This is a genomic window from Kitasatospora azatica KCTC 9699, assembly GCF_000744785.1.
In the GTDB taxonomy this organism is placed as follows: domain Bacteria; phylum Actinomycetota; class Actinomycetes; order Streptomycetales; family Streptomycetaceae; genus Kitasatospora; species Kitasatospora azatica.
Window position 1 is genome coordinate 674,621 of record NZ_JQMO01000002.1, and the last position, 21,598, is coordinate 696,218.

The 21,598-nt window shown below is 72.9% G+C and carries 19 protein-coding genes and 1 pseudogene; 6 read left to right on the top strand and 14 right to left on the bottom strand.

Annotated elements, in window-relative coordinates:
• Nucleotides 1-18: 18 nt before the first annotated feature.
• The 12 genes and pseudogenes from kdpB to BR98_RS03410 all read right to left on the bottom strand — a co-directional run bounded on the left by kdpB (nucleotide 19) and on the right by BR98_RS03410 (nucleotide 12,700).
• Nucleotides 19-2,124 (bottom strand): potassium-transporting ATPase subunit KdpB, encoded by a 2,106-nt coding sequence (gene kdpB / locus BR98_RS03355; RefSeq protein WP_035839882.1) that lies wholly within the window; start codon nucleotides 2,122-2,124, stop codon nucleotides 19-21.
• A complete protein-coding gene (kdpA, locus tag BR98_RS03360; protein WP_035839883.1) occupies nucleotides 2,124-3,785 on the bottom strand; it encodes a potassium-transporting ATPase subunit KdpA in 1,662 nt (553 codons plus the stop codon). The genes kdpB and kdpA overlap by 1 nt, the downstream gene beginning before the upstream one ends.
• A gap of 1 nt (nucleotide 3,786) precedes the next feature.
• Entirely contained in the window at nucleotides 3,787-3,876 is a 90-nt protein-coding gene (kdpF, locus tag BR98_RS40055) for a K(+)-transporting ATPase subunit F (protein WP_035839886.1), read from the bottom strand.
• 320 nt (nucleotides 3,877-4,196) lie between these two features.
• Nucleotides 4,197-5,201 (bottom strand): annotated as a pseudogene (locus BR98_RS03370) (amino acid permease); the annotation flags it as partial.
• Nucleotides 5,183-5,392, bottom strand: a complete 210-nt coding sequence (locus tag BR98_RS03375) for a hypothetical protein (RefSeq protein WP_035839889.1) — start codon at nucleotides 5,390-5,392, stop codon at nucleotides 5,183-5,185. The pseudogene BR98_RS03370 and the gene BR98_RS03375, both read right to left, overlap by 19 nt.
• Nucleotides 5,393-5,526: 134 nt before the next feature.
• The gene (locus tag BR98_RS03380) at nucleotides 5,527-7,071 is read right to left on the bottom strand and encodes a Na+/H+ antiporter (RefSeq protein ID WP_035839892.1); all 1,545 of its coding nucleotides are present in this window, start codon (nucleotides 7,069-7,071) and stop codon (nucleotides 5,527-5,529) included.
• Nucleotides 7,072-7,205: 134 nt separating this feature from the next.
• Entirely contained in the window at nucleotides 7,206-8,027 is an 822-nt protein-coding gene (locus BR98_RS03385) for an ABC transporter permease subunit (protein ID WP_035839895.1), read from the bottom strand.
• Nucleotides 8,024-8,965 carry an ABC transporter ATP-binding protein gene (locus BR98_RS03390; protein ID WP_035839898.1) on the bottom strand — a complete coding sequence of 314 codons (942 nt, stop codon included), beginning with the start codon at nucleotides 8,963-8,965 and terminating at the stop codon, nucleotides 8,024-8,026. Before BR98_RS03390 ends, BR98_RS03385 begins: the two co-directional genes overlap by 4 nt.
• 82 nt (nucleotides 8,966-9,047) lie before the next feature.
• Nucleotides 9,048-10,178, bottom strand: a complete 1,131-nt coding sequence (locus BR98_RS03395) for a winged helix DNA-binding domain-containing protein (RefSeq protein WP_035839901.1) — start codon at nucleotides 10,176-10,178, stop codon at nucleotides 9,048-9,050.
• Nucleotides 10,175-10,900: a glycerophosphodiester phosphodiesterase gene (locus tag BR98_RS03400; protein WP_051969254.1), complete on the bottom strand. Its 726-nt coding sequence runs from the start codon at nucleotides 10,898-10,900 to the stop codon at nucleotides 10,175-10,177. The genes BR98_RS03395 and BR98_RS03400 overlap by 4 nt, the downstream gene beginning before the upstream one ends.
• Nucleotides 10,901-10,982: 82 nt before the next feature.
• On the bottom strand, nucleotides 10,983-11,399 hold the full coding sequence (locus tag BR98_RS03405; RefSeq protein ID WP_035839914.1) for a TOBE domain-containing protein: 417 nt from the start codon (nucleotides 11,397-11,399) through the stop codon (nucleotides 10,983-10,985).
• 101 nt (nucleotides 11,400-11,500) lie between these two features.
• Nucleotides 11,501-12,700, bottom strand: coding sequence for an ROK family transcriptional regulator (locus BR98_RS03410; RefSeq protein ID WP_035839917.1), 1,200 nt, complete (start codon nucleotides 12,698-12,700; stop codon nucleotides 11,501-11,503).
• Nucleotides 12,701-12,803: 103 nt separating this feature from the next.
• On the opposite strand from BR98_RS03410, the gene BR98_RS03415 reads away from it, so the two are divergent.
• Both BR98_RS03415 and BR98_RS03420 read left to right on the top strand, forming a co-directional pair.
• Nucleotides 12,804-14,006 (top strand): MFS transporter, encoded by a 1,203-nt coding sequence (locus BR98_RS03415; RefSeq protein WP_035839920.1) that lies wholly within the window; start codon nucleotides 12,804-12,806, stop codon nucleotides 14,004-14,006.
• Nucleotides 14,007-14,048: 42 nt separating this feature from the next.
• Nucleotides 14,049-14,714: a TVP38/TMEM64 family protein gene (locus BR98_RS03420; RefSeq protein ID WP_198042116.1), complete on the top strand. Its 666-nt coding sequence runs from the start codon at nucleotides 14,049-14,051 to the stop codon at nucleotides 14,712-14,714.
• A 44-nt stretch (nucleotides 14,715-14,758) separates the two neighbouring features.
• Here the strand turns inward: BR98_RS03420 and BR98_RS03425 are convergent, their stop codons facing one another.
• A complete protein-coding gene (locus BR98_RS03425) occupies nucleotides 14,759-15,493 on the bottom strand; it encodes an SDR family oxidoreductase (protein ID WP_035839922.1) in 735 nt (244 codons plus the stop codon).
• 87 nt (nucleotides 15,494-15,580) lie between these two features.
• On the opposite strand from BR98_RS03425, the gene BR98_RS03430 reads away from it, so the two are divergent.
• The 4 genes from BR98_RS03430 to BR98_RS03445 all read left to right on the top strand — a co-directional run bounded on the left by BR98_RS03430 (nucleotide 15,581) and on the right by BR98_RS03445 (nucleotide 19,043).
• Nucleotides 15,581-16,093: a DinB family protein gene (locus BR98_RS03430; RefSeq protein ID WP_035839924.1), complete on the top strand. Its 513-nt coding sequence runs from the start codon at nucleotides 15,581-15,583 to the stop codon at nucleotides 16,091-16,093.
• 258 nt (nucleotides 16,094-16,351) lie between these two features.
• Nucleotides 16,352-16,744, top strand: a complete 393-nt coding sequence (locus BR98_RS03435; RefSeq protein ID WP_051969256.1) for a cell division protein SepF — start codon at nucleotides 16,352-16,354, stop codon at nucleotides 16,742-16,744.
• A 161-nt stretch (nucleotides 16,745-16,905) separates the two neighbouring features.
• On the top strand, nucleotides 16,906-17,454 hold the full coding sequence (locus tag BR98_RS03440) for a TetR/AcrR family transcriptional regulator (RefSeq protein ID WP_035839927.1): 549 nt from the start codon (nucleotides 16,906-16,908) through the stop codon (nucleotides 17,452-17,454).
• A gap of 128 nt (nucleotides 17,455-17,582) precedes the next feature.
• Nucleotides 17,583-19,043, top strand: a complete 1,461-nt coding sequence (locus tag BR98_RS03445; protein WP_232247331.1) for an MFS transporter — start codon at nucleotides 17,583-17,585, stop codon at nucleotides 19,041-19,043.
• Nucleotides 19,044-19,114: 71 nt separating this feature from the next.
• Here the strand turns inward: BR98_RS03445 and BR98_RS03450 are convergent, their stop codons facing one another.
• Complete coding sequence (locus BR98_RS03450; RefSeq protein WP_035842739.1) at nucleotides 19,115-21,571, bottom strand: SpoIIE family protein phosphatase; 2,457 nt, start codon at nucleotides 21,569-21,571, stop codon at nucleotides 19,115-19,117.
• Nucleotides 21,572-21,598: the final 27 nt, after the last annotated feature.

Consider the following 21,598-nt stretch of genomic DNA (forward strand, 5'->3'; position numbering starts at 1 on the left):
ATGGGCTTCCTCCGTTTCTCAGCGCAGGCCGGGAATGAACTGGATGATCAGGTCGATCGCCTTGATGCCGATGAACGGCACGATCAGGCCGCCGACGCCGTACACCAGGATGTTCCGGGTGAGCAGCGAACTCGCGTCGGACGGGCGGTACTTGACGCCGCGCAGGGCGAGCGGGATGAGGCCGATGATGACCAGGGCGTTGAAGATGATCGCCGAGGTGATCGCCGAGGTCGGGCTGTGCAGCCCCATGATGTTGAGGTGCCTGAGGCCGGGGTAGACGCTGGCGAACATCGCGGGGATGATCGCGAAGTACTTCGCGACGTCGTTGGCGATCGAGAAGGTGGTCAACGCGCCACGGGTGATCAGCAGTTGCTTGCCGATCTCGACGATCTCGATCAGCTTGGTGGGGTTGGAGTCCAGGTCCACCATGTTGCCGGCCTCCTTGGCCGCCATGGTGCCGGTGTTCATGGCCACGCCCACGTCGGCCTGGGCGAGGGCGGGGGCGTCGTTGGTGCCGTCGCCGGTCATCGCGACCAGCTTGCCGCCCGCCTGCTCCTTCTTGATCAGGGCCATCTTGTCCTCGGGAGTGGCCTCGGCGAGGAAGTCGTCCACGCCGGCCTCGTCCGCGATCGCCTTGGCGGTCAGCGGGTTGTCGCCCGTGATCATGATGGTCTTGATGCCCATCCGGCGCAGCTCGTCGAACCGCTCCCGCATGCCCTCCTTGACCACGTCCTTGAGGTAGATCACCCCGAGGACCCGGGCCGGCGCGTCCGCGATCTTCGTGGCGACGACCAGCGGGGTACCGCCGGCCGCCGAGATCCCGTCGACCAGCTGCGCGACGTCCGATCCGACCGAACCACCGTTCTGGGTCACCCAGTTGGAGACAGAACCGGCCGCGCCCTTGCGCACCTGGTGGACGCCGTCGGCCTCCGCCAGGTCCACACCCGACATCCGGGTCTGGGCGGTGAACGGCACCCAGGTCGCGTGGCTCAACTCGCCCTGGGCACGCGCCCGCAGACCGTACTCGGTCTTGGCGAGCACCACGATCGAGCGGCCCTCGGGCGTCTCGTCGGCGAGGCTGGACAGCTGCGCGGCATCCGCCAGCTCCTCGGTGCCCACGCCGGTGGCGGGCTGGAACTCGGCGGCCTGGCGGTTGCCCAGGGTGATGGTGCCGGTCTTGTCCAGCAGCAGGGTGTTGACGTCGCCGGCGGCCTCGACCGCACGGCCCGACATGGCCAGCACATTGCGCTGCACCAACCGGTCCATACCGGCGATGCCGATCGCCGACAGCAGCGCACCGATGGTGGTCGGGATCAGCGCCACGATCAGCGCTACCAGCACGATCATCGTCTGCGGCGCACCCGCGAAGGTGGCCATCGGCTGCAAGGTCACCACGGCGACCAGGAAGACGATCGTCAGGGACGCCAGCAGGATGTTCAGCGCGATCTCGTTCGGCGTCTTCTGCCGGGCCGCGCCCTCGACCAGCGCGATCATCCGGTCGATGAAGGACTTCCCCGGCTCGGTGGCGATCTTCACCACGATCCGGTCGGAGAGCACCTTCGTGCCACCGGTCACCGCGCTGCGGTCACCGCCCGACTCGCGGATCACCGGCGCGGACTCACCGGTGATGGCCGACTCGTCCACCGACGCGACACCCTCGACCACGTCGCCGTCACCGGGGATGATCTGCCCGGCCTCGACCACCACGTGGTCGCCCAGCCGCAGCGCGGCGCCGGGCACCTCCTCCTCGGCCTGGCTGGTGGGCCAGTTGACGAGGCGTCGGGCCATGGTGTCGGTCTTGGTCTTGCGCAGCGTGTCGGCCTGCGCCTTGCCACGGCCCTCGGCCACCGCCTCCGCCAGGTTGGCGAAGACCGTGGTCAGCCAGAGCCAGACGGTGATCGCCCAGGCGAACACCGACGGGTGGGCGATCGCGGAGACCGTGGTCACCACGGAGCCGACCTCGACCACGAACATGACCGGGTTCTTGACCATCACCCGGGGGTCGAGCTTCTTCACCGCGTCGGGCAGCGAGGAGACGATCAGCTTGGGGTCGAGCAGGCCGCCGGAGACTCTGTGCGGAGCCTGCGGCTGCTCAACGGGTACGGGAGTAAGGGTGGTGGACATCAGTGCAGACCTTCCGCGATCGGCCCGAGAGCGAGAGCCGGGAAGTAGGTGAGGCCCACCACGATCAGGACGACGCCCGACAGCAGGCCCACGAAGAGCGGCTTGTGAGTAGGCAGCGTGCCCGCGGAGGCGGGAACCGGCTGCTGCTGGGCCAGCGATCCGGCCAGCGCCAGCACGAACACCATCGGCAGGAAGCGTCCGAAGACCATCGCCAGGCCGAGCGCGGTGTCGTACCACGGGGTGTTCACCGTGATGCCCGCGAACGCCGACCCGTTGTTGTTGGCGGCCGAGGTGAACGCGTACAGCACCTCGGAGAAGCCGTGCGCACCGGAGTTGAGCATCCCGGCCCGCTCGCCGGGCAGCGCCATCGCGACACCGGTGCCGATCAGCACGATCGCCGGCGTGGTCAGGATGTACAGCGAGGCGAACTTCATCTCCCGCCCGCCGAGCTTCTTGCCCAGGTACTCGGGGGTGCGCCCGACCATCAGACCGGCCACGAAGACCGCCACGATCGCCAGGACCAGCATCCCGTACAGGCCCGATCCGGTACCGCCGGGCGCGATCTCACCGAGCATCATGTTGAAGATCGTGATGCCGCCGCCGAACGGCGTGAACGAGTCGTGGAAGGCGTTCACCGCACCGGTCGAGGTCAGTGTGGTCGAGGCCGCGAAGAGCGAGCTGGCGGCGACGCCGAAGCGCTGCTCCTTGCCCTCCATCGCCCCGCCGGCCGCCTGCAGCGCGCTGCCGCCGTGGTGCGACTCCGCCAGCGTGATCAGCGCGGCCGAGGCCACCCAGAAGATCGCCATCACGGAGACGATCGCGTAGCCCTGCCGGTTGTCGCCGACCATCTTGCCGAAGGTGCGCGGCAGCGAGAAGGAGATCACCAGCAGCAGGAAGATCTCCAGCCAGTTGGTGAACCCGGTAGGGTTCTCGAACGGGTGCGCGGAGTTGGCGTTGAAGAAGCCGCCGCCGTTGGTGCCCAGCTCCTTGATGACCTCCTGCGAGGCCACCGGACCGCCCGGGATCGACTGGGTGTCGCCGGTGAGGGTCGCCAGATCGTGGAAGCCGTGGAAGTTCTGCACCACGCCGTTGGCCACCAGCACGAACGCGAAGACGATCGAGATCGGCAGCAGCAGGCGCAGCACGATCCGGGTCAGGTCGACCCAGAAGTTGCCGACCCGGTCCGTGCGGTTGCGGGTGAAGCCCCGGATCAGCGCGGCGACGATCGCGATGCCGACGGCGGCGGAGACGAAGTTCTGCACCGCCAGACCGGCCATCTGCACCACGTGGCCCATCGCCGACTCACCCGAGTACGACTGCCAGTTGGTGTTGGTGACGAAGGAGATCGCGGTGTTCCAGGACTGGTGCGGCGACATCTGCGGCACGCCCAGGCCGAGCAGCAGGTGGTTCTGCAGCCGGATCAGGCCGTAGAGGAAGAGGACGGAGACGGCGGAGAACGCCAGCACCGAGCGCAGGTACGCCGGCCAACGCTGATCGGCATCGCCATCGACGCCGATCACCTTGTACAGGCCGCGCTCGACTCTGAGGTGCTTGGCGGAGGTGAGGAGCTTGGCGATGTAGTCGCCGAGCGGGCGGTAGCACAGCGCCAACGCGCCCACCAGGGCGAGCGCCTGCAGCCACCCAGCGAGAGTGGAACTCATGTCAGAACTTCTCCGGGTAGATCAGCGCGACGACCAGGTAGCCGATCAGCGCAATGGCGACGATGAGACCTGCGATGTTCTCTGCGGTCACAGCTTCTCCACCCCTCGCGCGATCAGGGCGAGGACGGCGAACACGGCAACCGTGACGCCGACGAAGACGAGGTCCAGCATGGGCTCCACCAACTGGTTCAGGGATCAGCCACGGGACTCGTCCAGACGCCCCAACACGGCACCGGCGGCTTGACCGGCCTGAGCAGCAAATCAGCCGCATCGGCCGTTCCAGCGGGCCCTGACACCCTCCATACGGGTGGCTGAGGATCCTTGACGCGGCTTTGATGCCGGCGCCATGCACCCGAGCCCGCGACCTGGCCGGAACGCGCAGCCGGCCCGCCCTACAGCCGCAGTCCCGCCCTACATGCGCAACCGCAGCCGGCAGACCACCGCGTCGGTCCCGCGGCGCAGCGCCCGGTCGATCAGCGCGCCGCGCTGGTTCTGCAGCGCCCGCTGCCACAGCCGGGTCGGCTCGACCTCGGGGATCAGGACGGTGATCCGGTCGTACACGCGCTCGGCGCCGAGCTCGTTGACGAAGGCGACCAGTGGGCGGCCCAGCCTGCGGTGGGCGTCCGGCACCTCGACCAGCGGCACGCCCGGCTGCCACAGTTCCCAGTCCCGGCGCAGCGCCTCGGCGGCCTGCCGGTCCTCGGCGTCGGGCGCGGTGTGCACCACGGTGACGGCCATGACCTGGTCGCCCAGCGAGAGCGCGGCGGACAGGGCGTCCCTGGTCAGCCGGGTGATCGAGGTGACCGGGACGACCACCAGGGAGCGCTGCGGGGTGAGCGGACCGGGGATCCGGCCCAGTTCCAGCCGCTCGCCGATCCGCCCGTAGGCGCGGTGCACCGCCTCGAAGGACAGCACCAGCAGCGGCAGCGCCAGCGCGATGCCCCAGGCGCCCTCGGTGAACTTGGTCCCGGCGACCACCAGCAGCGCCACCCCGGTCAGCAGCGCGCCGAAGCCGTTCAGCGCCGCCCGCCCCCGCCAGCGCGGGCCCCGCACCCGGAGCCAGTGCCGGACCATGCCGACCTGGCAGATGGTGAAGCCGACGAAGACGCCGATCGCGAAGAGCGGCACCAGGCTGTTCACGTCGCCGCCCGAGGCCACCAGCAGCCCGGCCGAGACGGCGGCCAGGAAGAGCACGCCGTGCCGGTGCACCTGGTGGTCGGCGCGCAGCGCGAAGACGTGCGGCAGGTAGTTGTCGCGGGCCAGCAGGTGCATCAGCACCGGCAGACCGCCGAACGAGGTGTTGGCGGCCAGCGCGAGCAGCACCACGGTGGCGAACTGGACCAGGTAGAAGCCGAAGCCGTGGCCGAGCGAGGCGTCGGCGAGCTGGGCCAGCACCGTCACGCCCTCGACCGGCTGCCGGCCGCCGCGAGGACCAGCACGATGGCCTCCGGCCCGTAGGCGACGGAGGCCATCGCGTCCAGCGAGAGGGCGGCCAGGCCGCCGAGCGCGGAGAGGCGGTGTCGCTCGTTCGCCGCGTCCGGATCAGGGGGCTCCACCGGGGCGGTCGGCTGGACGGCGGCGGGGAGCGGTTCGGTGGAGCGGGTCATCGACGGACCTCCGTAGGACGGCTGGTGGTCCGATCGTCGGGCGAGCCACCCGGCCCAGCCCGCGCTCCGTACAGGCCCCTGACGGCCCGAGGGGTGATCTTGACGCGTTCTTGACGGCAGTGGGTGGATCAGGGTCACCGGTTGCCGAGTGCGGTCTCCTCGCGGTCGAGGTCGTGCTGCAGGCTGCGCCGGGTGGTGTCGCTGATCCGGTGTTCGTCGTAGAGGCGGCGCAGTTCGGCGTTCTGGACGGCGATGACCTCGCGGCGCAGCTCGCGGTAGGCGGCGTCGACGGTGCTGCCGTCGGGCGTGTCGACGGTGTGGTCGAGGCGGGCGTTGAGGCCGCGCCGGACGCGGTCGACGGCCGGCTCGGACTGGGTCTCGAGTTCGGCGAGTTGGTCGACGTGGGCGAGGGCGGCGCGGTTGAGGGTGTCGCGGGCGGCGGCTTCCTCGCGGGCGGTGTGCTCGGGTTCCAGGGCCAGGCCGGAGCGGTTGACGATCGGGGCCAGGCTGAGCCCCTGGACGACCAGCGTGAAGACCACGACGGCAGTGGTGAGCACCAGGACCAGTGGCCGTCCGGGCAGCAGGGCGCCGCTGGAGGCGGTGAGCGGGATGGACAGCGCGGCGGCCAGCGGCATCACACCGCGGGTCCCGGCCCAGGTCACCACCGCCGCCACCCGCCAGGAGGGCCGGCCGCTGCTGGGCTTGGCGGCGGCGGACAGCGGCAGCATCCAGAGCACCCGGATGGCGATCAGCACGGCGGCCAGCACCAGTGCCTGGAGCGGCCACCAGCCCGTCCCGCTGGGCAGGTCCCGGACCAGCGTGGGCAGTTCGAGGCCGACGATGCTGAACACCACGCTCTCCAGCAGGAACACCACCACCGCGTAGACGGCGTGCAGTTGCAGCCGGATCCGGGCGTCGCTGAGCCGGTGGCCGGACCGCCCGAGCAGCACGCCCGCGACCACCACCGAGGTGATGCCGGAGGTGTGCGCGGACTCCGCCAGCACATAGGCGCTGTACGGGGTGACCAGCGCGATCACGGTCTCCAGCACCGGGTCGGTGGTGCGTCGGCGGATCAGCCCGACGGCTCCCGCGACAGCGGCACCGATCAGGCTGCCGCCGCCCGCGAGCAGCACGAACTCGCCGCCGGCCGCGGGCCAGCCGACCGCGCCCGCCGCCACCGCGATGCCGACGGCGACCTTGAACAGCACCAGCGAGGTGGCGTCGTTGAACAGGCTCTCCGCCTGCACCAGCACCTGGACGCGACCGGGCAGGGCGAGCCGGCGGCCGAGCGCGGTGACGGCCACCGGGTCGGTGCTCGCCAGCACGGCGCCCAGCACGAAGGCCATCGCCGGCGGCAGGCCGGTCACCGCGACCGCGACATAGCCCACCGCGGCGGCGGAGGCGAGGACCAGGCCGAAGGCGAGGATCGTGACCGGCTTCCAGACCGCGCGCAGGTCCCGCAGCGACAGTTCCTCGGCGGAGGCGTACAGCAGCGGCGGCAGCACCACCAGGGCGATGGTCTGCGGTGGAATGCGCAGCGCCGGCGTCCCGGGTATCAGTGCCACGGCGATGCCGGCGAGCACCAGCAGTGAGGGGGCGGGGATGCGCCAGCGCCGGGCGAAGGTGGCCACCGCGGTGGCCAGCACCACCAGGAACAGAACAGTCGCCACTGCGCGCATCTGCGAATCCCCTGATCACGAGAGACGGGGTCGCTGCGCTGAATCGCAGTCCGTCCCCCACGCCGACCAGGCTTCCCGGCACACCTCTGGTCATCTTATTGGAAATTTAGCGGCCTCGGAGATCTAGTGCCGCGTCAGGGTGCCAGGTCCCGGCGGGCCAGCAGCGCGAACGCCGCGCCGATCCCGGCCACGCCCACGGCGGCCAGCACACCCAGCGAGCCCCAGGCCACGCTGCCCCGGGCCAGCGCGTCGCCCGGGGCGTAGTAGTGGAACGGGTTCAGGTAGCGCAGCGGCGCGGCCTTGGACCAGGCGAGCGCCACGAAGTTGACCGCGAAGCCCACCGCGCCGAGGCCGATCACGGCGCCGACCACCATGGCCCGGCTGCGGCCGGCTGCGGATACGGCGAGTGCGGGGCCGGTCAGGCTCAGCGCGAAGCCGCAGCCCAGCAGTCCCGCCGCGAAGACCCCGCTGAGCGGCACCGCCCGGTGCAGCTGCGGCGATAGCGCCACGCCGGCCGCCACCGTCAGCGTCGCGGCCGCGTTGAGCAGCACCACGACCAGGGCCAGGGCCGCCGTCCGTTCGGCCAGCAGCCGGTTCCGCGAGACCGGACGGACCATCAGCAGCTCGACGGTGCCCGACTCGACGTCGGCGGCCACCGCGGCGGCGGCCAGCGAGCCGATCGCGGTGAGCTGCATCGCGATCCAGAACGGGTGCACCAGACCGGCGCCCAGCAGTCCGGGGTAGCTGGCGATCGAGACCGCGCCGGTCGAGCCGCTGAACGCCTTGAAGGCGCCCGGCGGGTTGCGGCCGCCGCCGGCGAAGAGCTGGCCGGGGGTGATGGTGTCGGAGATGACCACGATCAGCGTCTCGAACACGACCATGCCCAGGACCAGGGCCAGCAGCATCCGCCGCCGCCGGTACAGGGCCAGCCAGAGCAGCGGGAACCGGCTTCTCATCGCTCCTCCCCTTGCTCGTCCCGCTGCTCGTCCCGCTGCTCGCTGCGGTACAGGTCGAGGAACGCCTCGTCCAACCCGGCCTCCTCCACCGTCAGGTCCGTCACCGGCAGCGCCAGCAGCCCGCGCAGCGCCGCCACCAGCTCGTGCGGCGGCACCAGCAGCTCCACCCGGTCGCCCTGCCAGCGCGGCGACCACCGGTCCGCGACGCCGAGCGGCCGCCGGCCCAGCCCGTCGGCGAAGACCAGCCGCACCTTGCGGGCCCGCGCCTCGCGCAGCCCGGCGACGCTCTGCACGGTGACCAGCCGCCCGTCCCGGATGATCGCCACCCGCCGGCAGGTCCGCTGCACCTCGGGCAGCACATGGCTGGAGAGCAGCACGGTGCGTCCGGCCGCCTCGGCCTCGGCCAGCAGCTCGAAGAAGGTCTCCTGCACCAGGGGATCCAGGCCCTCGGTCGGCTCGTCGAGCACCACCAGCTCCGGATCGTGCTGGAACGCCTGGACCAGTCCGAGCTTCTGTTTCATGCCCCGCGAGTACTCCCGCACCGCCCGGTCCAGCGCCGACTCGGACAGGGCCAGGCGGCGGCACAGCTCGGCCTGACGGGGCGTCGGCGCCCCCTGCAGGTCGGCCAGCAGCCGCAGGGTCTGACGTCCGGTCAGCTCGGGGTAGAGCCGCAGCTCGCCGGGCAGGTAGCCGAGGGCGGGCGCCAGCCGGCGGTGCTCGGCGACCGGGTCCAGGCCGAGCACCCGCACCCGCCCCTCGGTCGGGCGCAGCAGGCCGACCAGGCAGCGCAGCGTGGTGGTCTTGCCCGCGCCGTTCGGTCCGAGGAAGCCGAACACCTCGCCGGGGTCGACGGTGATGTCGAGCCGCTCGACTCCGACGGTGCGGCCGTAGCGTTTGGTCAGCGCGCCGACTTCGATCACGGCTGCCGGATCTGTCACGGATCCACGCTCCTCGGCGGTGCCGGCCCCGTCCGTCGCTGGATACCCGGCGGCCCCGCCCAGGAAACGGCTCAGCAACGGCTCAGGAAACGAACCGCACCTCGTGCGCCGCGGCCTGCGGCGCCGCGAAGGCGAGCAGGCGCTCGGCCTCGGCCTGGGCCTGGCGCTGCGCGGTGCGGCTCAGCGCGGTGAACGGTTTCAGTACCGCCGCCGTCCGCCCGGGTTCCCGGGTGAGCTGCCAGCAGCCGGCGACGAAGCCGTCCACCAGGACGGTGCCCTGCACGATGCCGTTCCGGCTCATCACCAGCGGGCGGTAGGGCTCGGGGAGCACGCGGGTGCGGTCGGCGTGCGAGAGCAGCAGGTTGTCGAAGGGGGCCGCCAGCCGGACGGGCGCCTCGGTCGCCGGGTCCGGACGGGGCGCGTCCGGCAGGTCGTACAGCGCCCGGCCCCGCTCGTCGCGGAACTCCAGCAGCCCCGGGCGCAGCCGCTTGAGCACCGCCGTGAGCCCGGTCAGTCCGGACCACTTCTGGATGTCCGCGACGGTCGCCGGGCCGAAGGCGGCCAGATAGCGCGAGACCAGCCGGTCGAGCGCGGCCTGCTGGTCCGCCGGCGCCGTGAGCGGGCGGCCGAGCCACTGTTCGGCGGTGGTGTGCGCGGCGGCGCCGCTGGTCTGCCAGAGGCCGCGCGGCGGGACCTGGACCAGCGCGAGCCGGGCGCGCAGCACCTGGGCCAGCGCCGCGGGGTCGCGCCCGGGGTGGTCGGCGGCGAGCAGGGCGCCGAGTTCCTGGAAGGTGCGCGGCTCGGCCTCGACCAGGGCCCGGCCGCGTTCGGTCAGCGCGTCCAGGTCCAGGCCGGTCAGCCGAGCGCCGAAGTTTCCGCGCAGGGCCTGGTCGAGGACGGGCTGGAAGAGCGGGCGCAGCCGCAGGCAGTCCGCGGCGGTGACCAGGTGGATGGTGCCGCGCTGCAGTCCGAGCCGGACCAGGCCGCGGTTCTCGATCAGCGCGCTCAGCTGCTCGGGGCGGAACTCGCGCAGCCGGGACCAGAGGCCGTAGTACGGCGGGTCGGTGGCCTGTGCCTGCAGCCCGATCAGGTGCTCCGTCAACTGTTCGGGGGTCAGCTGTTCGGGCGTCAGGTCGACCGGGGTGAGCAGGTGTTGACGGGCCAGCAGCGCCCGGTTCAGCGCCCGCGGGCCGAGGACGGGCGGCTCGGTCATCCGCGCCCGGCCTGGCCCGCGCGGCGGGCGGACCGGTCGAGTTCGGAGCGCAGCACGCCGATCCGGTTGGAGGTCACCGAGGCGGCGCCGAGCTCGCACATCCGGCGCATGGTGCGCCGCAGGTCCACCGTCCAGGTGCTGACCAGCAGGCCCGCGGCGCCGGCCCGCTCCACCAGGGCCCGGTCCACCAGGCCGAACGGCGGGTTGAGGTAGCGCGGGCGCAGGTCGGCGAGCAGCGTCGGGGCCGGCAGGGTGGGCTGCTTCCAGGTGAGCGCGATCGGCACCTCGGCGGCCAGTTCGCGGACCGCGAGCATTGCGGTGGCGGGGCCGCAGAAGAGCACCTGCTCCTCGGCGCCGAGCTCGGTGACGGCCTGCCAGGCGGCTGCGGCGGGGCCCGGCTCGTCCAGGTCGATGAGCAGTCGGCCGGCCGGGGACTCGGCGGTGAGCTTGAGCGCCTCGGTCAGGGTCGGCACGCTCTGGCCGGCCTCGAAGCGCTGGTCGGCCAGTTGAGCGCTGGTCAGCGCGCCGACCGGGCGGTCCAGGCCCCACAGGCGCTTCAGGGTGGGGTCGTGCAGCAGCACCGGGACCCGGTCGCGGGTCAGCTGGACGTCCACCTCGACGGCGTCGGCGCCGGCGGCGAAGGCGGCGGCGATCGAGGGGAGGGTGTTCTCGCGGAACCGGTACGGGTCGCCGCGGTGCGCGACAGCCAGGGTGCGGGTCATCGGGCGACACTCCAGAGCCAGGGGGCCATCAGGGCCGACAACGGGCCGTCAGGTCCAGGGGTCATCAGGGTCCGACAGGGGATCAGCTGCGCTCGATCATCACATTGGTGGACTTGATGACCGCGATCGCGGGGGCTCCTGGCACCAGGCCCAGCTCCTCGGCGGAGTCCCGGCTGATCAACGAGACCACCCGGAACGGCCCGGCCTGGATCTCCACCTGGGCGGCCACATCGCCGAGCACCACCTGCGTGACGATGCCGGGGAACCGGTTGCGCGCCGAGGACGGGCGCCCCTCGGCCTCGGCCGCGCCCGGCTTGGCCAGCTCGCGGGCGAAGGCCGCCAGCTGCTCGCCGGGGATGATCCGATGCCCGTGCTCGTCGCGCTCGGCCGCCACCCGACCGGCGTCGACCCAGCGGCGCATGGTGTCGGAGCTGACGCCGAGCATGGCTGCGGCCTCACCGATGCGGTAGTGGTTGACGGACCGGCCCGGCTGGCCCATGGCGCTCCCTGAGGTCTCGGAGGTCGGGTGATCTACGGTGTTCCCATCCTGCCTCATCCGCGGACCGCAATTCGCCGCACCGCCCGGACTCGACACCGGGCTCAGCCACCACCGAAGAGGTCCCGGCAGACGGCGTCGGAGGCGGTCAGCACCGCGCCGCTGAGAATCGCGCCGCCGCCGGTGCTGCTGGCCCGGACCTCGGTCTGGAACGGCGACAGGGCGGCCAGCCGCTCGGCGACCCGGTCGGCGAGGGCGGCGCCACCGGCCCGGCCGATCTCGCCGCCGAGCACCACACAGCCCGGGTCGAGGATCACGCACACCGCCGTCGCGCCGAGCGCCACCCGTCCGGCGAGCTCGTCCAGGAAGGCTTCGCCCGTGGGGCCGGCCGCGATCGCCGCCAGCACGGCCGCCTCGGCCGCGGCGGCGTCGTCGGCGTCACCGGGCACCGGCAGTCGGTGCCTGCGGGCCAGCTCGCAGACCGCGCGGCTGCCGACCAGGCCGTGGAAGCCGCGGTCGCAGTCGTCCTTGCTGGGCAGCCAGTCGGTGCCCGGCACCGGCAGGAAGCCGATCTCCCCGGCGCCGCCGGAGGAGCCGCGGCGCAGCCGGCCGTCCAGCATCACGGCGGCGCCGGCGCCGTGGCCGAGCCAGAGCAGCACGAAGGTGTCGCGGTCGGTGGCCGCGCCGAGGCGGTGCTCGGCTATCCCGGCCAGGTTGACCTCGTTCTCCAGGATCACCTCGCCGGTCAGCCCGGTCCGCAGGGCGGCGACCAGCTCGGCGTGCCAGCTGAGCAGCGAGTCGGTGGAGTGCAGCTGGCCGGTGGCCGGCTCGACCAGTCCTGGTGCGCCGATCGCCACCGTGTGCAGCTCATCGGCGCCGGCCTGGCGGGCGGTCTCCAGCAGGGTGCGAAGGACCTGCTCGGGGAAGTCGGCGGGCGGGCCGCTGGGGTCCTCGGGGTCGACCGGCAGCGCGGCGGTGGCCAGGGTGCGGCCGGTCAGATCGGCGACGGTGAAGGTGACACCCACGTTGCGCACGTCGATGCCGGCCAGGTGGGCGCGGTCCGCGCGCAGGCCGTAGACCCGGGCGTTGGGCCCGCGGCGCTGTTCACCGCGCTCCCCCACGATGCTCACCAGGCCGCCGTGCTGGAGGCGTTCCAGCAGGTCGGCGACGGTGGGACGGGAGAGCCCGGTGAGGGTGCGCAGCTCGGTGGCGGTCAGCGGGCCGTGGCTGAGCAGCAGGTCGAGGGCCAGCCGGTCGTTGATCGCACGGGCGGTGCTGGGCGTGGCCGTGCGCGCTGTGGTCATAGGAAGGTATCTTTCCAGATCTATCTATCAGGGTCCCTTCCTGATAATTTAGCAGCCGCCCCGCCACTTGCAGGCCGGGGCGTCGCCACGGGAGGGATCCGCCATGCCGAAACCAGCTCACCCGCTCCGCCGCGCCCGGCTTAGCGTCGCCCTGGTCTTCGCCGTCCACGGCGCCGTCGCCGGCAGCTTCGCCACCCGGATCCCGGCCATCAAGGACCACCTGCACCTGAGCGCCGGACAGCTCGGACTGGCCCTGGTGATGCCCGCACTGGCCGCCTCCTTGGCGATGCCGCTGGCCGGCCGGGTCACCCACCGGCTCGGCACCCGGGCCGCGATCCGGCTGCTGCTGGCCCTGTGGTGCCTGGCGCTGGCGCTGCCCGCGCTGGCCCCCGGCCTGCCGTGGCTCTGCCTGGCGATGGCCGCCTTCGGCGCCACCGCGGGGATGGCCGACGTGGCGATGAACGCCGAGGGAGTCGAGGTCGAGCAGCGGATGGGCCGCTCGATCATGTCCGGGCTGCACGGCATGTGGAGCTGCGGCGGCCTGGTCGCCTCCGGCTTCGGCGCGCTGGCGGCACGTCAGCACCTGGACCCGCGGCTGCACCTGACGCTCGCGGCCGGTGTGCTGCTGGCCTGCGGCCAACTGGCCTGCGCCGGGCTGCTGGACGTACGCCCGGAGCCCGAGGCCGAGGCTCCGCCGCGGTTCTCGCTGCCGCCGCGCTCGGCGCTGCTGATCGGCCTGGTGGGCTTCTGCGCGGTCTTCGCGGAGGGCGCGGGAGCCGACTGGTCGGGAGTCTACCTGCGGGACCTGACCGGCGCCGCCGCCGGGACGGCCGCCGCCGCCTACGCGGCCTTCGCCTTCACCATGACCGCGGCCCGGCTGGCCGGGGACGCGGTGGTGCGCCGACTCGGCCCGGTCCCGACCGTACGGCTCAGCGGCGCGGTGGCCACGCTCGGCGGCGTCCTGGTGGTGCTCGCGCGCAGCCCCGCGCTGGCGATCGCCGGCTTCGGGCTGCTCGGCATCGGGATCGCGGTGGCGGTGCCGCTGGCCTTCGCGGCAGCCGGTCACGCCGGCCCGAACCCGAGCCAGGCGATCGCGGGCGTCGCCACCATCACCTACACCTCGGGGCTGGTGGCACCGGCGATCATCGGGACGATCGCCCAGGGCAGCTCACTGCGGGTCTCGTTCGCCGTGGTCACCGCCCTGGTGGCGGCCCTGGTGTTGATCGCCGGGGCACTGCGCTCGGCGGCCCCGCTGCGGGCGGAGCAAGCCGCTCGAGAGGCCGCCGGCGACCGCGCGGGGGTCTGAGCAGGGGGCGGGTCCGGACGGCAGGTGCATTACGCTCGGCGGGTGCCCGTACCCGACCTGTTGCGACGCTTGGCGCGCTCCCGTTGGACCCGGCCCGCGCTGCTGGTGCTGCTGCTCGCGGCGGCGGCCGGCTCGGTCGCGTTCTGGGACCCGCGCGCGCTGGCCACGGGTGTCCCCGGGATCTGGCGGGCGCCGGTGTTCGTCGCCCTGTTCGCGCTCGGCACGCTGGCCTTCCTGCCCAAGCCCGCCCTCAGCGTCGCCGCCGGACTGCTCTTCGGCGCCCGCTGGGGCGTGCCGGTGGCGGTGCTCGGCACCACGGCCGGCGCGGCGCTGGCCTTCGGACTGGGACGCGGGCTCGGCCGGCAGGCGCTGCGGCCGCTGCTGCGCGGGCGGGCCCTGACGGCGCTGGACCGGCAGCTGACCGAGCGCGGCTTCCGCAGTGTGCTACTGATGCGCCTGGTCCCGGGCGTCCCGTTCCAGGCGGTGAACCTGGGCGCCGCGCTCTCCGGTGTGCGGCTCGGCCCGTACCTGGCGGCGACGCTGCTCGGCGTGCTCCCGGGAACCGCCGCCTACGTGGTCGCCGGCGCCTCGGCGGGCACCCCCGGCTCGCCCGCCTTCCTGGCCTCGAGCGCCGTGATCGTGCTGCTCGGGGTGCTCAGCCTGGCCGCCTTCCGGCGCGGCCGCCGCCGCAGCCCCGCGACGGCCTGAGCCTCCCCCGCCTCACGTCCCACCCACCTCACGTCCCGCCCGACTCACATCCCGCCGGCCACCCGCAGGATCGCGCCCGTGGTGTACGAGGCGTCCGGCGAGAGCAGCCAGGCGACCGCGCCGGCGATCTCCGCCGGCTGACCGGCCCGGCGCAGCGGGACGGTCGGGGCGACCCGGTCCGGGCGACCCGGCTCGCCGCCGAGTTGGTGGAACTCGGTCTCGATGGTGCCGGGCGAGACGGTGTTGACCCGGATCCCGGCCGGGCCGAGCTCCTTGGCCAGGCCGATGGTGAGCGCGTCGGTGGCGGCCTTGGTGGCCGCGTAGTGCACGTACTCGCCGGGGCTGCCCAGGGTGGCCGCCGCCGAGGAGACGTTGACGATGGCGCCGCCCCTGTCGAAGTCCTGCGCCGCGCGGCGGGCGCAGAGCAGGTAGCCGACCAGGTTGACGTCCACCACCCGGCGCAGGTCCTCGGTGCGCAGCTCGGCCAGCGGGCCCTGCCGACTGGTCACGCCCGCGTTGTTGACCAGCCCGGTCGCCGGGCCGAGTTGCTCGGCGGCCTGGTCGAAGAACCGCTCGACCTCGGCCTCCACGGCGGTGTCCAGCTGCAGCGCGACGGCCTTGGCGCCGGCCGCCCTGGCCTGCTCGGCCACCTGCTCGGCGGCTTGCGCGTCGCTGCGGTAGCCGATCGCGAGGTCGTGGCCGTCGGCTGCCAGACGCAGGCAGACCGCGGCGCCGATCCCGCGACCGCCGCCGGTGACCAAAGTGACGGGGCGTGACATCCGTTGCTCCTCAGGCAGACTGTTCCTCGACCCTACCCCCGCGGAATTCGGTCGCCCGACGGCCCCGGCCCTGTCAGGATTGCGCCCATGACCGACAGCGACGTCCGGATCGATCCGCCGATGGCCGCCGGCGAGCCCGCCATGCTCGCCAGTTGGCTCGACTTCCATCGCAAGACCCTGGCTCTGAAGTGCGCGGACCTGACCGACGAGCAGCTGAAGCAGCGGTCGGTCACGCCGTCCTCGCTGACCCTGCTCGGGCTGGTGCGGCACCTGGCCGAGGTGGAGCACTACTGGTACCAGGTGGTGCTGCTCGGCGGGGAGCCCGTCAGTCTCTACTCCACCGAGGAGGACGCGGACTACGACTTCAACGGCGTGGACTCCGCCTCCGCGGCCGAGGCCTTCCAGACCTGGCGGCGCCAGATCGAGCTGGCCGAGCAGGCGGTGAGCGGTCTGCCGCTGGACACGGTGGCCAAGCGGCAGCGGCGCGGCACGGACGTGACGCTGCGTTGGATCCAGGTCCACATGATCGAGGAGTACGCCCGCCACAACGGGCACGCGGACCTGCTGCGGGAGGCGGTGGACGGCGTCACCGGAGACTGACCCGACGTCAATTTCGCATTGCCGACCGAGCGATCGGGTGACGCTCGCGCTATGCGCGCAACCATCCGCCGACCTGCGGCGTCCGCCAAGGAGGAGAGCGGCGTGTGCCACCGGCACACGCCACAACCCGAACGGCGCGCCAGGGCGGGCGCCGAAGCGGTGATCAGTGCGATACTCGGACAGTTCCGGCGAGTGGATGACGCGTCAGTTGACCGCCCGAGAGACGGAACCGACCGGGACAGGACAGGGAGGCGCGGCATGGGAGCACTTCGCGACGAGCACCACAACGGGTGGCTGATGCCGTCCGGTGGCTACCAGGCCGCGGTGTACGAGGACGACTGGGGAACCGCCGACACCATTCCCGTGCTGCCGAACCCGGCCCGGATCGTCTCGGTGAAGCCGACCGGCTTCGAGTCCGCCCGCACCGTCGGCGAGCACGTTCGCTCGGGTACGCCGGTGGTGATGGACGTGACCGAGATGGACGACGCCGAGGCCAAGCGGATGGTGGACTTCGCCTCCGGGCTGATCTTCGGCACCCAGGGCGGGATCGAGCGGATCGCCCGCCGGGTCTTCCTGCTCACGCCGCCGGAGGTCGAGGTCATGGTGATCGACCGACCGCTGGACGACAGCGGCTTCTACAATCAGAGCTGAGCCTCACTCGCTCCGCACGCACGCTCCCGCCGGAGGTGGCCTACGCCGCCTCCGGTTTCTCTTTGCGCTCTTCTTGCGTTTCTCTTTGCGTTTTTCGTTACGTTGCAGTCTTCTGCGCCTCATCTGAGACATCCATGTCTCAAGTGAGCTATCCTCTTCTCATGGCCATCGATCGTGACACGGTACTCAAGGCAGCCGTGGACGTGCTCTCGCGCAACCCCACCGCGCACCTGGACGAGATCGCGCGCGCCGCCGGCATCAGCCGGGCCTCGCTGCACCGGGTCTTCCCCGGCCGCGAGGCGCTGATCCGCGAGGTCGGCCTGCTCGCCCTGCGCCGCTACCACAGCGCGCTGGACGCCGCCGCCCTGGAGACCGGCGACACCGAGGCGACCCTGCGCCGCCTGGTCGAGCTACTGGTCCCCGACGCCGCACTCTGCGCGTTCCTGGCTGGCGAGAACCAGCTCTTCGACGATGCCGAGCTGCTCGCGCTCTGGGAGGAGCAGGGCGAGCGGGTCCGCGCGTTCTTCCTGCGCGGGCAGCAGCAGGGCGTGTTCCGCATCGAGCTGCCGGCCGGCTGGCTGGCCGAGGCCTTCTTCGACCTGCTGGCCGGCGTCGGCTGGGCCGTCCAGGACGGACGGCTCGCGCCGCGTGACAGCGCCTTCGCCCTTATCGAGCTCTTCCTCGGAGGAGCCATCCGGAGACCCTCGTGAGCACCACCCGCACCACCCTGCACTCCCCCGTCACCTCTGCCGGCCCCGCCACCCCTGCCGTCCCTACTACCCCCGCCGCCCCGGTTCTCCCCGTTGCGCCGCAGCGCCGCTGGGCCGGGCTCGCCGTCCTGGTCCTCGCCGTGCTGCTGGTCGCCGTCGACGCGACCGTGCTGGTGCTGGCCATCCCGTCGATCACCGAGACCCTGGCACCCAGCGCCACCCAGCTGCTCTGGATCGGCGACAGCTACTCCTTCGTGCTGGCCGGCCTGCTGGTCGGCATGGGCGCGCTCAGCGACCGGATCGGTCGCCGGCGGCTGCTGCTGGTCGGCGCCACCGCCTTCGGCGCGGCCTCGCTACTGGCCGCCTACGCCCCCTCGGCAGGCTGGCTGATCGCCGCCCGGGCGCTGCTCGGGGTGGCCGGCGCGACCATCATGCCCTCCACCCTCTCGCTGATCCGCGCGCTCTTCCCCGACGCGCGCGAGCGGGCCAGGGCGATCGGCATCTGGGGCGCCGCCGCGACCGCCGGCGCCGCCGGTGGCCCGCTGCTCGGCGGGCTGCTGCTCGAGCACTTCTGGTGGGGCTCGGTCTTCCTGCTCAACCTGCCGATCCTGGTGCTGCTGCTGGTGCTGGGCCGCTGGCTGCTGCCGGAGTCCCGCGACCCCGAGCCGGGCAGCTTCGACCTGCCCAGCGTGCTGCTCTCGATGACCGGCCTGATCGCGCTGGTCTACGCGATCAAGGAGGCCGCCGCACACGGCCCCGCGCACTGGCAGGTGCCGGCGACCGCCGTGCTGGGCGCGCTCGCGCTCTGGCGCTTCGTCCGGCGGCAACTGCGGCTGACCGCGCCGCTGCTGGACGTCCGGCTCTTCACCGACCGCCGGTTCACGGCGGCCGTGCTCGGCGCGCTGATCGCCATCTTCGGGATGGGCGGCGTGGTCTTCTTCAGCTCGCAGTACCTGCAGCTGGTGCGCGGCTACTCGCCGCTGACCGCCGGTCTCGCCGAGCTGCCCGGCTTCGTCGCCGCCATGGCGGCCTCGATGCTCACCGCCCGCCTCGGCCGGGCGATCGGGGCCCGTGGCGCGCTGGTCGGCGGGCTGGCCGTGCTCGGCCTGGCGCTCGGCGTGCTCGGCTGGATCCGCCAGGACACCTCGTACCTGGTGCTCGCCACCGTCTTCGTCGGCGTCGGCGCGGCCGAGGGCCTGGTCTACACGCTCTCCTCGGACCTGGTGCTCACCGCCGCCCCCGCCGAGAAGTCCGGTGCCGCCTCCGCCGTCTCCGAAACCGCCTACGAACTGGGCACCGCGCTCGGCATAGCCCTCTTCGGCTCCGTCCTGACCGCTGTCTACGCCAGCACGCTCACCGCCCCCGCCGGCCTCGACCCCGCCGTCGCCGCCAAGGCCGGCGAGTCGCTGGGCGGCGCCGTCGAAGCCGCCCGCACCCTCCCCGGCGAAACCGGCGCCGCTCTGGCCGAAGCCGCCAGGGCCGCCTTCGTCCGCGGCCTGGGCCTCGCCTCGGTGCTGGCCGCCGCTCTGGTGGCGGTGGGCGCTCTGCTGGCCTGGCGCCTGCTGCGGCCGAGCCGGGCGACGGGCTGACCTGCTGACCTGCTGACGGGCCGACCGACCGACCGACCGGCTGACCGGCCGTCACGCTGGTTGAGCAGCCGTCAACTCCCCAGCGGCAGTTCCAGCTCGGCCCAGACGACCTTGCCCTCCTTGGTGGGCCGGCTGCCCCAGCGGTGGGCCAGTTCGTTGATCAGGTACATACCGCGGCCGCCCTCGTCCTCGGAGCCGGCGGGGCGGAGCCGGGGCGTCTGGCGGCCGGTGTCGGCCACTTCGAGGGTGAGCGCGCGGTCCCGGAAGAGCCGCAGCCGGATGGGCTCACCGCCGTGCACCAGGGCGTTCGTGACCAGCTCGCTGACCAGCAGTTCGGCGAAGTCGGCCAGCGGGTTGAGCCCCCAGGAGGCGATGGTGGTGCGGGTGAAGCGGCGGGCCAGGCCGGGGATCGGGCCCTCGCCGGTGAGCGGCAGGGTGGCGATCCGGTCGCGCGGCAGCGGCAGCGCGCGGGCCATGATCATCGCCACGTCGTCCTCGCTGTCGCCGCGCACCAGGGTGCTGACCACCGCGTCGCAGTGCGCCTCCAGGGTGCGGCCGCGGGCTGCCAGGGTCAGGCGCAGGGTGTCGATGCCCTGGTCGATGTCCTCGCCGCGGCGCTCCACCAGGCCGTCGGTGTAGAGGGTCAGGATGCTGCCCTCGGGGAGGGTGAACTCGGTGTTCTCGAAGGCCACTCCGCCCACCCCGAGCGGCACGCCCGGCGCGATGTCCAGTACCCGGGCGTCGCCGTCCGGCCTCATCACCACCGGCGGCAGGTGCCCGGCGCTGGCCAGGGTGCAGCTGCGGTCCACCGGGTCGTAGACCACGCAGACGCAGGTGGCGAACTGGCCCTCGCCGATGCCGTTGGCGGTCTCGTCCAGCCGGGTCAGCACCTGAGCTGGGGCCATGTCGAGGGTGGCCAGGGTGCGCGCGACGGTGCGCAGCTGACCCATCGTGGCGGCGGCCCGGATACCGTGGCCCATCACGTCGCCGACCACCAGCGCGACCCGTCCACAGGCCAGCGGCACCACGTCGAACCAGTCGCCGCCGACCTCGCTGACCACGCTGCTGGGCAGGTAGCGGTAGGCGATCTCCAGGCCGAGGGTGCGGTGGATCTCCTGCGGCAGCAGGCTGCGCTGCAGGGTCAGCGCGGTCTCCCGTTCTCGCCGGTAGAGCCGGGCGTTGTCGATGCAGACCGCGGTGCGGGCGACCAGCTCCTCGGCCAGTGCCACGTCCGACTCGGTGAACGGCTCGGGGTTGCGGGTCCGGACAAACTCCGCGCCGCCGAGCACCTTGCCGCGGGCCAGCAGCGGGACCAGCAGGTAGGAGTGCAGGCCGGCGGCCAGCGCGGGCCCGACCCGTTCCTGGCGCGCGGCGATGGTGCGCAGTTTCTCCTCGTCCATATGGGGGACGAGGAGCGGCCGGCCGCTGCGCAGGCTCTTGGTATAGATCCGGTGCGAGTCGTATGCGGAGGTCTCGCCGACCGCGTCGGCCGTGCCGGTCAGCACCGACTCGTAGCTCTCGCCGGCCGCCACCGCGCGCAGCTGAACGCCCTGGTCGGGGGCGAGCAGTCCGGGCTCCTCACCGCGCAGGATCGGGTCGAGCAGGTCGACGGTGGCGAAGTCGGCGAACCGCGGGATCACGGCGGCGACCAGCTCCTCGGCGGTGCGCTGCAGGTCCAGGGTGGTGCCGATCCGGGCGGTGGCCTCGGCGAGCAGCGCGAGCCGCTCCTGCGCGCGGGCGGCGCGGGCCTCGGCCTGGAACCGCTCGGTCACGTCGATGATCGAGGAGCTGACGCCCAGGACCCGCCCCGAGGCGTCCGCGAGCCGGAAGTAGGAGGCCGACCAGGCATGGTCGCGGCGCGGGTCGCTGGGGGTGCGGCCGTACGAGCGGGCGTCCACCACCGGCTGACCGGTGGTCAGCACCTGGCGCATCACGGCCTCGATCTCGGCGCCGTTGAGTCCGGGCAGCACGGCGTCGATCCGGCGGCCGAGGTGCTGATCGACGGGCAGGCCGTTGATCTGGGCCAGCGCCTGGTTGAGGCGGACGAAGCGCAGCTCGTTGTCGTAGACGGCCATGCCGATCGGGGACTGGGTGAAGAAGCCGTCGAGCACCGCGAGGTCGGCCTCGACCTGCTGCAGTGCGCGCACGTCGGAGCCGGTGGCGAGCACCAGCTGGCGGCCGTCGGGACCGGTGATGCCGTAGGTGCGGAAGTCCAGCTCGACCTGGTGGCCGTCCTTGTGCCGGACCGGGAAGACCCCCGACCAGCGGCGCCCGGACAGGATCCGCTCGTACAGCGCCAACACCTCGGAGCGCTGCTCGCCGCTGCTGAGCAGCGGGGCGGCCAACTGGCCGACGATCTCGTCGGCCCGCCAACCGAGCAGCCGTTCGGCGTCCTCGCTCCAGTGCAGGACCACACCGTCGGCGTCCAGCAGGGCAGTCGCCAGCGGGACCAGCCGATGGCCGTCCAGGCGCGCGGGGACGATCCCGGAGGCCGGTTCGCCCCCGGCGTCCGGTGCTGGTGTGTCCATGCTGGCGACCACCCCGGCTCCCTGTGC